Annotated in this window: 8 protein-coding genes; 3 read left to right on the forward strand and 5 right to left on the reverse strand. The window is 50.4% G+C overall.

Going from position 1 to position 13,473, the window contains the following annotated elements:
* Window positions 1–116: 116 nt before the first annotated feature.
* Window positions 117–1,256, reverse strand: a complete 1,140-nt coding sequence (locus AC3WU2_RS10630; RefSeq protein ID WP_492453869.1) for a glycoside hydrolase family 88 protein — start codon at window positions 1,254–1,256, stop codon at window positions 117–119.
* Between the two features lie 363 nt (window positions 1,257–1,619).
* Here AC3WU2_RS10630 and AC3WU2_RS10635 point away from each other — a divergent pair, with 363 nt between their 5' ends.
* Genes AC3WU2_RS10635 through nagA form a run of 3 tightly spaced genes read left to right on the forward strand, consistent with a single transcriptional unit; the run spans window position 1,620 to window position 4,388 of the window.
* On the forward strand, window positions 1,620–2,477 hold the full coding sequence (locus tag AC3WU2_RS10635) for a MurR/RpiR family transcriptional regulator (RefSeq protein WP_018756925.1): 858 nt from the start codon (window positions 1,620–1,622) through the stop codon (window positions 2,475–2,477).
* A gap of 7 nt (window positions 2,478–2,484) precedes the next feature.
* Window positions 2,485–3,213, forward strand: coding sequence for a glucosamine-6-phosphate deaminase (gene nagB / locus AC3WU2_RS10640; RefSeq protein ID WP_492453871.1), 729 nt, complete (start codon window positions 2,485–2,487; stop codon window positions 3,211–3,213).
* Entirely contained in the window at window positions 3,210–4,388 is a 1,179-nt protein-coding gene (gene nagA / locus AC3WU2_RS10645) for an N-acetylglucosamine-6-phosphate deacetylase (protein WP_492453873.1), read from the forward strand. Before nagB ends, nagA begins: the two co-directional genes overlap by 4 nt.
* A gap of 99 nt (window positions 4,389–4,487) precedes the next feature.
* Here the strand turns inward: nagA and AC3WU2_RS10650 are convergent, their stop codons facing one another.
* From AC3WU2_RS10650 to AC3WU2_RS10665, 4 genes are all read right to left on the reverse strand, one after another.
* Window positions 4,488–10,187, reverse strand: a complete 5,700-nt coding sequence (locus AC3WU2_RS10650) for a family 10 glycosylhydrolase (RefSeq protein WP_492453875.1) — start codon at window positions 10,185–10,187, stop codon at window positions 4,488–4,490.
* Window positions 10,188–10,644: 457 nt separating this feature from the next.
* Entirely contained in the window at window positions 10,645–11,565 is a 921-nt protein-coding gene (locus tag AC3WU2_RS10655; RefSeq protein ID WP_492454047.1) for an N-acetylglucosamine kinase, read from the reverse strand.
* Between the two features lie 39 nt (window positions 11,566–11,604).
* Window positions 11,605–12,750 (reverse strand): exo-beta-N-acetylmuramidase NamZ family protein, encoded by a 1,146-nt coding sequence (locus AC3WU2_RS10660; protein ID WP_492453876.1) that lies wholly within the window; start codon window positions 12,748–12,750, stop codon window positions 11,605–11,607.
* An 18-nt stretch (window positions 12,751–12,768) separates the two neighbouring features.
* Entirely contained in the window at window positions 12,769–13,473 is a 705-nt protein-coding gene (locus AC3WU2_RS10665; RefSeq protein WP_492453878.1) for a PIG-L deacetylase family protein, read from the reverse strand.

A 13,473-nucleotide genomic window follows, 5' to 3' on the forward strand; every position in this document is an offset into this window, starting at 1 on the left:
TGTATTCAATGAAGATTCTATCTAAGATATATGGTAGAAATGAGAAACGCCTACGACGTCCTTTAAGGACGGTAAGCGTTTCTGCGTATCATCTGCTGTTCATGATCAATGGATCATCATTCGTACCAGTAGCCTTTAATCCCTTTCTCTAAACGCATGAGTGCTTCTAGGTAGTAGTAATCCCCCCAGATCATGAAATCATCCGGCGACGAGTCGCCTCTCACGTGGTAAGAGCCACGCTTGATCAGACCTTCCGCGTTCGGTTCGTTCATCGTGGAGTAGTTATCAACAAGCGATTTCAGCGAACGCTGAAGCCCGTCTTCAAAATAAGCCCGTTCCTTGTCGTCTGCATCCAGATGAGAGATAAGCTCAATCAAGCCCGCTGCAACGATTGCCGAGGCAGAGCTATCGCGATATGTCTTTTCGTTCACCGGTACGTTGAAATCCCAATAAGCAACATCGTCTTCAGGCAAATGCTGCAGAAAGAAACGCGCAAGTCGCCGCGAAGTTTCCAAATAAAGCGGGTTTCTCGTATATCGATAAGAGAGCGCGAAGCCGTAAACACCCCAAGCCTGCCCGCGTGTCCATGTTGAACCGTTCGTAAAACCTTGATGTGTTGTGCCCCCGATCGGCTCGCCTGTCTCTTGATCAAAATGGAACGTATGGTAAGAAGAATCGTCGCCTCGTACAAGATATCGGCGGCTTTTGTCGGCATGAGCGGCCGCAACATGGAGATACCGCTCATCTCTAGTTTGTTCGTACGCCCAGTACAATAGCGGCAAGTTCATTAGGCAGTCGATGATAATGCGTCCTCCATTATGCGCATCGCCAATCGGTCCCCATGCCTGAATATACTGCCCCTTCTCTCGCCAACGGGTCATAAGCTTATCGGCCGCCTGCAGCGTCAGCTGCCTGGCGCTTTCGTCTTTCAAAATGATCCATTGCGCCTTCGATGAGAGCGAGTACAGAAAGCCAATATCATGGTGCCCAAGGGCGATATTGTCCGCAAGCCGTTGGCGAAAGCTATCCACCGTCTTTTCAGCAGCCTGTTTATAAACTTCATCATTGCTATATTCGTAGCATAGCCATAGAATGCCGGACCAGAATCCGTCCGTCCAATCATCATTTGCATTAAGTGTATACGTTCTGCCTCCGTTACCATCAACGCTGACGTGCGGGAACAAATCGCCAAATTTCTCGATATTTTGCTTTGTCTTTAGCAGTGCATCCTCTATTGCCGCTTTCCATAGACTCATATTCTTCGCTCCTTCATCATTGTTCGTACCTTGCCGAAAATTCAGATTTCATGTCAGGAATATACGATGAATATCTTGTAGTCTACAAGGGGCAATTGTTGCGAAGAACCGCAAACTGTCCTGACAAGCATTAGCCGATCCTTGTCGCATTCTTTGCGATATGAACATTGCCTGAACAAAAAATGTGACTTTCAAGTGTTGCTTGATTCACTTGAAGAATTCGCTAGAAAAACATGATCGTATCCAACCCTTTCTATTGAAAAAAAAAGAACCATCATATATGATGGTATTGAAATAATTTTCATGATTAATGGTTAAAATATTAAAATCTTTTTCACACATGAATACAGAGGGGTGCGAGTTTTGTCCAGCATTTTGAATGCCATTGAACAGCAGCTTGACACCTTTCATCAGCAAGAACGCAAGCTTGCCGACTACATCCTGAGCTTTCCGGGAAATGTAGTCAATATGGGCATTACCGAGCTTGCGGAACAATCCACGACGAGCGCAGCAACGGTGACGAGGTTCTGTAAATCCTTGCATTTTCGCGGGTTTCCAGACTTCAAGATGCGACTCGCCGCGGACATCGCGCAGAAGGAACAAGCGCAAGAGTATCAAGATATTGTCGCAGGCAACCCGCTAGCAAGCGTGGTTGCAGCCATCGAAGCCAATCACTTGCGTTCCATCGTTGATACAACACGTTTACTAGATCTTCATCAACTTGAACGTGCATTAGATGTGCTGCGAGAGGCGAAGTTGGTTGATGTATACGGCATGGCGACATCGGGGATCGTCGCACAGGATTTGTGCTACAAGCTAGGTCTTGTCGGCAAGAGAACGCGATACAGCGCAGACTCACATCTACAGATCATCTCCGCTTCGAACCTGACACCGGGAGATGTCGCAATTGCGATCTCGCATTCCGGTGAGACCCAAGAGACGATTGATGCACTCAAATGTGCCAAAGAAAATGGAGCAACGACGATTTCATTAACGAAATACGGCAGTTCTACAGTTTCGACCATGGCGGATATTCCATTGTTCACATCAACGATGGAAGCAGGCATGCGCCGAGGCGACATGGCATCCCGGATTGCACAGCTGCATGTCATTGATATCTTGTTCTCAGGTCTCGTCAGCGAGCAGTATACACGCTACATTCCACGTATTGAAAGATCGTATGAAATGGTACAGAAGTACCGCAATGATAAGGGGAGGTAATTACCACATGAATATTTTGACTTTTGAGACGAATGAAGAATTGAACCAAGTCGGGGCGAACATTATCGCCAGCCTCGTGCAGACGAATCCTTATTCCGTTCTAGGACTTGCAACAGGAAGTACGCCAATCGGGATTTACCAAGAACTTATCCGTCAATATCAGAATGGTCTCGTGAGCTTCAAACATGTCACTTCCTTCAACTTAGATGAATACGTTGGTTTGCCTGAAGGTCATCAAGAGAGTTACCGTACATTCATGAACAACCAACTCTTTAACCATATCGATATTCCAATGGAACAAACGCATGTACCGAACGGTAATGCGGAAGATTTGCTCGCGGAATGTCTAAGCTACGATGAGATGATGTCGACTTCCAAGCAAGTGGACATGCAATTGCTCGGCCTTGGCCACAATGGACATATCGGCTTCAATGAACCAGACGATACGCTGAACGGCGGAACGCATTTGGTAGAATTGAAGGAACAAACGCGTGAAGCGAATGCACGCTTCTTCAACTCCATTGATGAAGTTCCTACCCAAGCGATTACGATGGGTGTAGGTACGATCCTCAAAGCGAAAATGATCATCCTCGTCGTTCGCGGCAAAGATAAAGCTTCCATCGTGAAACGTGCGCTGCAAGGCCCAATCACAACCGATTGCCCGGCTTCCTTGCTTCAAACACACTCAAATGTTGTTGTACTACTCGACAAAGAAGCGGCAGGTGAATTGCAATGAGTACATCAAACACATTTTTTATCGTTAACGCCAACGTCGTAACCCCGCAAGGAATCATCAAAAATGGTTGTGTACGCATCGAGAATGGAACGATTGTATTTGTTGGAACACAAGCAGAAGTGCCGGTCGCAGACCTTGCGGCATGGCAGCATGAAGCGCTTGATGCACAAGGCGGATGGATTATTCCTGGATTCATCGATGTGCATGTGCACGGTGGATACGGTGCCGACTTCATGGATTCGAATAAAGAAGTGCTCGATACCATTACGAAGTTCCACCTGAGCCAAGGGACCACAACCATTATGGCGACGACCATGACACAATCGCACGATGCGATTGAACGTGTCTTGGCAGAAGTCTGCGAATATAAGAACAATTCCATGCCGTACGCACAAGTACATGGCGTACACATGGAAGGGCCTTTCATTAACCCGAAATATAAAGGTGCACAGAACCCTGAATTCATGGTTGAAGCACGTGTGGATTGGCTGGAAGATTGGAATACGAAATATCCAGGGGTGATTAAGCAAATCTCCCTGGCTGCCGAGCGTAACGGCGCAATCGAAGCGATTCGTTGGGCCCGTTCGAACGGAATCAACGTCGCAGCAGCACATACGGATGCAACGTACGAAGAGATGATGACGGCTGTCGAAGCAGGTCTGAACCAAGCGGTGCATACGTATAATGCGATGACGCCTCTGACGCATCGTGCGCCAGGTACGGTCGGTGCGGTCCTGAGTGAAGACCGGATCGTGGCAGAGCTAATCGCAGACTGCATTCATGTGCATCCGGCAGCAATGAAAGTTCTGGTGAAATGCAAGACGAACAACAACCTCGTGGTCATTACCGATGCGATGTCTGCTGCGGGTCTTGGCGATGGCGATTATGATCTTGGCGGTCTTGCCGTTATCGCGAAGAACGGTGAAGCACGTCTGAAAGACGGCGGCTCCCTTGCAGGCAGCTTGCTGACGATGATTGTTGCATTCCAGAACATCATCCGCCGCGTCGGTGTAAGTATCGAAGAAGCGGTACAGCTTACGAGCTACAACGCTGCGAAGCAGCTTGGTATCGATGATCGTACAGGCAGCATCCGTGCAGGTCTGCAAGCCGACTTGCTAATGCTGGACACGGATCTAAATATTCAATCCATTTGGGTCAAAGGCAACAAAGCCTAACAACAGCATTTCCCATTCCCATCGGCGGAATTCCTGATTCGTCCGAAACACAAAAGACCAACCGTAGTTAATTATTACGGTTGGTCTTTGTGTTACATACTATTCCACAATTTTTCTCGCTATGGCAGCGAGGTCATCAATATCGATCACGCCATTGCCGTCGTAGTCGGCGGCCTTGATCCGGCTCCAATCCGGATGCTTATTGTCTTTGCCATAATTTGCAGCCGCGAACGCTAAGTCGCCGATCGTGTACTTGCCGTCATGGTTCGCGTCACCCGGCAAGCCTGGTGGAACCACCGTAACTTCAATTCGGATCGATGTTGGCCGCGCCTCCAGCTCGTTTCCTTCCCCATCGCCAAGCCATGCTTTGGTGACCGAAATCGTGCCTGAAGCCGACTGCGTGACATTTTTCGCTCGGAAGGAGAGCTTCACCAGCTCAGCGCTGCCGCTAACCGCATTGCCAGCACCTTGACTAACAAGAATGAGCCGGACTTTGCCTGGATTCTTCTTCTCCGATAGGATATCGATCCCGTTCATCAGCGGTGCTGACGAGACGTATTCGGCAATCGATTCATCATACGCAATCGTAATGTCCTGAGCGTATACATTCGACGTAACGCCATGAAGACCGAATTGGACGGTAAACGGCTGGCCGGTCTGTACTTTGCTCGGCCCCGTTAACACGGTCGATAGCTGCTGCTCTTGCTTTCGAACTTCTATGGTCGCCGTTGCTGTAAGCCCGCCATAGGTCGCCGTAATGACACTCGTGCCTTCTTGATGCGCTGTGATCAATCCCCCTGCATCGATCGATGCAACAGCAGTCTGACTGCTTGCAAATTGCGAGCTGCCCGTCACATCCATCGGTGCGTCACTGTTCGGAAGGTAGGCGAATACTTGCGCCTGCTTGGTACTGCCTACCGCAAGCTCGCCCAGCATTCCGAGCTCGATCCGCTTCACGCTCTCGCCAAGGGTGATTGGATTGCTGACTTCGCTCTCGTGATGAAGCCGGTTCACGGCCGTGACGGCATAAGTGTACACACGTCCCTCAACGGCATTTTTATCGGTATAATGCTGAACATCCGCTGACTGCTTGTGAATGATGGCTGCAATGTGAGCGGGATTATCCACGTTTAAGCCCTCTTTGCCTTCAATCCGGTATAGTACATAGGAAGTCTCATCGCTGCCTTGTTCACCCTTCCAGGTGACTTCGATGCCTGCCGCGCCTTTGATCACAGACTGCAGAACAGGCTTTTTAGGAGCATTATTGTCCAGCCACGGCATAACAGGAATAAGGGAAGGCAATTTATAGCTGTCTTGGATGAGTCTATCCTTGATGCCGAGTGGATTTCGGATAAGATCCGAGGCGCTGAAATGCATGCTGCCTTTAACCCCCTCGAAGTTCCAATTGTACTTGAGCTGGTTCGGCAGCTCATCGGGTTTGGCCCAAGCTTCGTTGTTATCGTTAATTTTGTAGTCTGCATGCCCGATATAGAGATGCACATTCGTTCCCTTTGTTTCTTTCGTCCACCAATCGACCAGTTTCTCGTAAGCAGCCGCACTAAATCCGAAGTTCCAGTAAATTTGCGGCGTAATGTAATCGATCCAGCCTTCGTGAATCCACTTGCGCGTATCCGCGTACAAATCATCATAATTACGTTGTCCAGCCGTCGTATCCGAACCTGTCGGATCATCTGCGATGTTCCGCCATACGCCGAACGGACTGATGCCGAACTTGACATAGTTCTTCACCTGCTTAATCTCGACTGATAATTCATGAACCAGCTGATTCACATTGTCTCTTCGCCAGTCGGCTTTGTTCGTGAAAGCTCCGCCGTACGTCTTATAAGTGTCCGCGTCCGGGAAGTCTTGGCCGTTGACCGGATAAGGGTAGAAGTAGTCATCCATATGCACGGCGTCGATATCATAATTGCGGACAACCTCCATGACGCTTCCGACGACAAAATCTTTTGCCGCAGGTACACCCGGGTTATAGTATAACTTGCCGCCATAACTGACGATCCAGTCCGGATGCTGCCTTGCCGGATGGTTCTCGACCAGATTCCCGATGTTATCCTTCATGCTGACACGGTACGGATTGAACCAGGCATGGAACTCCATGTTGCGCTTATGCGCTTCTTCGATCATAAAGGCAAGCGGGTCATACCCCGGATCTTTCCCTTGGACGCCGGTCAGATATTCTGACCAAGGTCCATACTGGGACGGGTAGAACGCGTCTGCGGTCGGCTTAATCTGAACAATGATGGCATTCATGCCCATGCCGGCCAATTCGTCCAGCAGCGCGGAGAAATCCCGTTTCTGATCCTCCGGTTTCACGACGCCCTGCTTCGGCCAATCGATATTCTCAACCGATGCGACCCAAGCTGCTCTCAGTTCCCGTTTCGGAGAGGAAGTTACTTTATTGACAACGACGGTAAATTCAGCCGTTTTGCCTCCGAAGGAAGCTCTTATTGCGCTAATTCCTACACTCAGCGCCTTGACTTTCCCTGCTTCGTCAACCGTCGCAACCTGCGGATTGCTGCTCGTGAAGGTGACGCCGCTCGTAAGCTCCACTGGATCAGGCGTCAAGCTGTATTTTGCCGTAACCTTGGTCAGCTGTGTATCACCAATCGTCATGGCGCTAAGACCATTGATCTCAATGCTCTGCAATACAGGAACTGGATTCTTGACCTCCAGCTCGTAGATCGCTGATTTCCCGCCATACGATGCTGTGATTGTCGTCCGTCCTGGTTTCAGTGCACTCACCTGGCCAGCGGCATCGATCGACGCCACGTCGGGTTGACTGCTGCTAAATGTGACTTCGCTGCTGATAAGTTCAACCGGGTTCGGATTGCCTGTGAACGTTGCGAACACCTTCGCTTGCTTCGCCTGACCGGTCTCCATTGCACTTAATCCCGTCATTTCTACACGTTCGAGCACTGGAGCCTCCTTCGTTACCTTCAGCTGATATTCAGCCGGCTGTGCGCTGCCGTACAATGCGATAATCGTTGCTGTTCCCTCTTGGAGCGCCTTGACCGTACCGCTTGCATCGATGCTTGCTACCTTCGAATTGCTGCTGTAATAAGATACACCGCTCTGCACCGGCACGGGCTCCGTGCTGCCTGCGTAAGCTGCAAGCAAGCTCGCTTGCTTCGTCTCTCCGATGCCCATCGGCGTAAGTCCCGACAGGGAGAGCTCAAATACATCAGTGTTCGTGTACAAGGCGGACAACTGATCGACGTATAGCGTTCCACCATTCTTATTGGCATCGTTCGTCTCCACAATGTATACCTGATTCAGTCGGATCGGTGGGGTAAGGCCTGTCGGCATATCCACCGTAACGTATTTCCATCCGGACCAGTTCAATCCGCCAGATGCCGTAAAATCAACGGTAGGTTTGTTGCCTGCCGCATCCTGGAGCGCAGCGCGCAGCCAATGCTTCTGAGCATCCCCGTAGAACCACATCCCAAGCTTCTTCGGATAGCCTTCCAAGACGCGTCCCGTCCCACCAAGCGCATCCTTGAAGTTCATATACGCTGCCGACGTTCCTTTGGTATCAGTGAAATCATAGGCGAATTTACCGGCATACACACCAGCGCGAACCGGTTCAGGCCTTGCAACGCGGGTCAGTTTCACGGAATCCGGCACGGCGCGCACGCTTGAAGCCGCGATGTCTTGAATGTCCTCGAAGTCTTCCACGAGTTGAGCAAGCTTGCCGACAATGACCGCCGCTTCCGCACGAACGGTCCCCGTCGATACGGTGACTTTGCCTGCAGCTGGATTGGTCGCTGCCTTCAGCACGCCACCAGCTGATATGGTGCCAATCGCGCCCGTTTGGCTCCACGTCAACTGATCGGCTTGCACCGCCATTTCATTGCCGCTGCTGTCATACCCTTTCACCGTAAAAGTCTGCTCCGCCCCTGGCTCCACGGACGCGACCGCAGGCGAGATCTCCAGATGGCTGAGCACCGCCGCATTCAGTTCCACAAGTTGCATGCCCTTGTAATAGCTGTTCAGAATGCGGTCATAGCTCCAGCCCTGCGCCCCGAGCATTTGGGCACCAACTTGGCTCATGCCGACGCCATGCCCGTTGCCACCGCCATAGAAGGTGACGTTCTTCAAGCTGCCATTCTCATCCCGTTCAAGATCGAATGTCATGAAGGCGGAATAGAGAATGCTCGGGTTTTTAAGCGGAGCATTATCGTAAGCCCCCGCTCCGCCTTTGGCACGGTAAGCGAGGATGTCCGTCGTCCCGCCGGTATACGTCTTGCTCGGTCTGATGGTGAAGCGAATATTGAATTCACGAATAATTTTATAAGTGCCCGTACTGCCTTCAATCACGAGCTCCATCGCGTTGCCGCCTCGGCCTCGCTTCGCGACATACATGTTGCTGATGGTGCCTGCGCCTTCCGCCGGAATCGGTCTGCTGACGAAGCTGCCGTTAGCGTCCTTCGTCAACACGAACATCGGCTCAGCCGCATAACGGTCAATCATATTTTTGTTAACGGTGTTCTGCAGCTCCGTACGCGTTAGGCTGACTTTCCAGCGGAAATACGGAGATTCCGAATCGTAGCCTGTATAGTTCAAATTTTTGTAGAATGCGTTCAACACTTCCTCACTCGCCGTATCGATCTTGAGCAAGCTGCCGCTGTTCGCCAGATCATATGTATAGCTGTCTCCGATCAGATAAGGGAGCGACGTGCCCGGGAATTGATTCGTGTCGATATCTTGCCATACTTCATGCTTCGATGCACCATAGCCGCCTGATGTCGAATAAAATCTCGCATCGACCAGCTCGCTGCCGCTCTTCATAATTTTGCCGGATGTCGCCTGTACGGCTTGTGTCGTCAGCGTGTTCTCCGCCTGATTGTTATACACTTGACTTAATGTGCTGTCGTCGATATGGAAGCCGCGATCTGCGAATCGGCTCGTCATATAATCGGTAAGCGCATACGTCCTTGCTGCAACGGACTGTGCTTTCAGCGCTTCCAATCCATAAGATGCCGGCATCTCGCTAGGAACGACTTGGTATAAATACTGTTCGATATCGAGTTCATTAATCAGCCGCAGTTTATCCTTCTCTGGATTCAATGACACCTCGAATATGCCACGATACTGCGGCTTCCCGTGACTGCGGGTGATGGACGTCACCTGAATAAGTGAGCCGCTGTTTACAGGCTCTATAATTAGGCGATTCGCTGTCTTAATCAGCTCTGCGCCATTCTGTTTCACCGCAATCTGCCCATTGTCAACGGTGAATAAGAGGAGCGATCCAGCAGCTATATCCAGGCTTGTGCCACCTTTTTTGTCTCTGATACGTAACCCGTCAATCGATTTCATCTCGATTTGCGAATGGCCCAGCTGTGTCATATCTGCAATATCGGTGATATCCTTGCGGATACCGACGCGCATACGATTCATCGGCGTCTCGCCGTTAATCACGATCTTGGCTGCTTTCCCATCCGCTCCGAGATAGACATCCACATTCTCAGCGCCTACCATGACATCCCTTAGCGTCTTGGTTAATACGGTCTGGCCGAAGTGCTGTTCCACCGTCAGCGCATTGCTCAGTTCGACCTTTCCTTTCAATTCCAGCTCGATCGTTCTGGCTACAGAATCTTTCGCCATCACCTTCTCACGAATCGGGGCAGATTCCGCTGCAGCCTTCGTGCTGACACCGCCTTCTTGTGCATGAGCTGCCGGTAAAACGCTTACAAATCCTGAAACCACCGTACTGCAGATCAACACCGCAGCTAATGCTGCATTCATTTTCACTCGCAATGAATTCACGAAGTTTCTCACTCAAGGGCACATCCTTTCTGTGATTGTTCCAACCATTCGTTTCAGTCCATGCATTCGTGTCCACTCTGATCGATCAGCTATCAGCGTTTCATCGCATCACCGTCCTTTTAGGAATATCCGAACTTTATTGCAAAATATTTTTCTAAATTTATATATAATAGTGAAATTTAATTTCATGATTACACCTCAAGTTTAGCTTGAATGCTTAAAATTTGTATATAGCGAATCATGACTGTTTTTGTCTTCATTTCAATGATTTCAAGCGACCAAAAACGACGCATTCCGCACTGAACCCTCTAACGAACCCACATATGCTTATTCACCCCGATTAGCGACTTCCCCAAGGCAACAAATAACACAAATAACCCCACAGTGGGGTTTTGGCTTCGGAGACGATTCCCCTATTTGTCTATCAAAAAAAGCACCCCGGATCATCTAATCCAGCGTGCTTCACCTATTATATTGCTCGATTCACCCGCTCCAACGCCATGAGAACCGCACCGATGGACGCATCCTGCTTCGGGGTTATGCATTGCAGCTTCGGATATTTCTCTTGCAGCATGTCGACCAACGCCGTCTGTACAAAATGGTTCTTCAGCAACACGCTCCCCGCCATCGCCAATGCTCTTTCCTGTAAAGACAGCTTCTCTACGACAGGAATGACCAGCTCGAACAAGGAAGCAGCGCTTCGACGCGCTATGCCAAGAGCCGCTTGATCATCAAGCAGGCATGCCTCCGAGAGAATTGGGGCTAGTGCCGCAATGTCCTTCTTATGGGTCCGCGCATCGTACACAAAACCGATCATCTCCGCAACCGTCGTCATGTTCAGTTGTCGATATACCATTTCCGTGATCACCGTGTCGGGTGCGCGTCCATCATTCGCCCGAACCACAGCCGAGATTAAATCCCGTCCGATACTATAGCCGCTGCCTTCGTCATCAATCAGATGACCGTAACCGCCGGATCGATGAACATCACCGGATTCATTTTTCCCATAACAGATGGAGCCTGTGCCGGCAATAAGAATGATTCCATACGGACGCCCGTGCGCGCCGCTTAACGCTGTTTCTTGATCGCCCAAAATGAGCAAATCTCCATGATAGCCACATGCTCGGATCGTGGCTTCCAGCCGCGCCCTGACCATAGGATTGCTGACCCCTGCCGCCCCAAAGCAGATCTGCACGCAGTAGTCCAATCCCCCACACACGCTCGCAATGGTATCGACAATTTCTTGCAGATTATGGCGAACGCTACCCTCGTCCTGCCCGTTATAGTTCATGCCTCCGGACGTGAACGAATGTACGACGCGACCTTGATCATCGGCGATGGTGACCGCCGTCTTGGTGCCGCCGCCATCCAGTCCGGCAACAAATCTCATCAATATGTTCACGACCTTTCAGACCAGTTCTGGCGATCCTTAATACAAATGATACTGCTGCTTGATGCGGGTGAACGCTTGGCTCTCGGTACGGAATTGCTCCAGCATCGCCGGCACATCAACTGAAGCTGTATCATCACCGTACAACTTCTCGCCGCACAATAAATCAATAAAAGGTCTGGAACCCTCCTTCAGTGGGGGAAGAAATCGGAAGTCTTCATAGTTCCGTCTGATCGTATCCAGCAGCATAAATCCGGTCGCCACCGGCTGCAGTGCATGGCGGTCCGTTACATGCAGCTGCACACCTCTGCACAGCTCTCCCTGATATTTAGAGGAATATAGTTGAAAATAGACCGGACGGAACATCACGCCAGGCAGCTTCTTGCCGTTCATTTCATTCGCCAGCCGATAGGCGTCAATAAACGGCGCCCCGATCAACTCGAACGGAGCCGCCGTTCCTCGGCCTTCCGAAACATTGGTCCCTTCGAATAGACAAGTGCCCGCATACAGAAGGGCCGTATCGAACCGCGGAATCCCTAGCGAAGGCATGACCCACATACGCCCGGTATCCGGGAACTGCATCTCCCGCTCCCAGCCCTCACAACGTACGACATGGAGCTTGCCGTTCCAGTTCATCTGGTCATTCGCCATCATTGCTACTTCGCCAGCAGTCAGACCATAACGAATGCAGAGCGGATAATTACCAACAAAGGATTGATACCCCTGCTTCAGGATATTGCCTTCTACCGTTACCCCGTCAAGCGGATTCAACCGGTCCAAGACGGTGAATTCTTTCCCCGCTCTCGCGCAATCCTCCAACGCATAGAGCATCGTATAGATGAACGTATAATACCGTACGCCCACGTCCTGAATATCATAGACGATCATATCGACTTCATCCAGCATTTCCTGGCTTAGCCGCTTGGAATCTTGGCGGTACAAGCTGTACACCGGGACACCTGTCATCGGGTCCTGATAGCTATCAACCTGTGCGCCTGCAGCCTGATCGCCGCGTACGCCATGTTCCGGAGAGAACAGAGCCGTCAAATTGAATTGCTCGTGTAGAACTTGAATGGTCGTGCCGAAATCTTGCGTCAATCCGGTTGGCGACGTAATTAATCCCAATCGTTTTCCCTTGAAAAGATCGGCATAGTTCGCAATACAATCTATCCCATTTCGAATCATAGCTGTCTCCCTCGATCCTTATAGTTCCGTTCTAATCAGGCGCATACTTTCTTCCGGAATCATGAACGTTTCTGCATATTCCTTTCTCGCCTCCATGCCGCGAACACGAGCCAAATGCTTGTAATATTCCAGATAAGGGAAGGAAGTGCTTCCGGTAACGAACCAATGCTGGGATACCGCCTGCACCCATAAATCATAGGCTTCCTGAGAGAAATCCACATACACGTATGGCTTATAATCGACCGCATCCTCCCAGTTCTCCGCATAATAGAGCTTAGAAGCAAAGAACGCAGGCTTATCTCGCTGAAAGGATGCCAGCCCTGCATAAAAGCGTGCATCGTTCACAATCTTGTGCGTCGTCATATGATCCTTGTGCATGCTATTCTTGAAATGCGTAATGATGATGTTCGGACGGACCTCGCGAATCACGTCGCATACTTTAAAACGCATTTCATCATTGTCCTGGAGCTCTCCATCCGGAACGTCGAACACGATCGATTCTCCGCCCAGCATCTCTGCGAATGTCTTGGCCTCATTCACTTTCTGTATCCGATATTCCGCCATATCTCTGCCTGTGGGAACCCCGCGTTCTCCAGCTGTCATCGCTAACGTGACAATCCGGTCGCCTCTCAGCGAATGACTGGCTAATACGCCGCCTGCCGTCAACTCTGCATCGCCTACATGACCGCCTATAGCCAGTATCGTTAATCGCTGCTCGCTCAT

This window comes from Paenibacillus sp. EB106-05-06-XG162, from assembly GCF_058791655.1.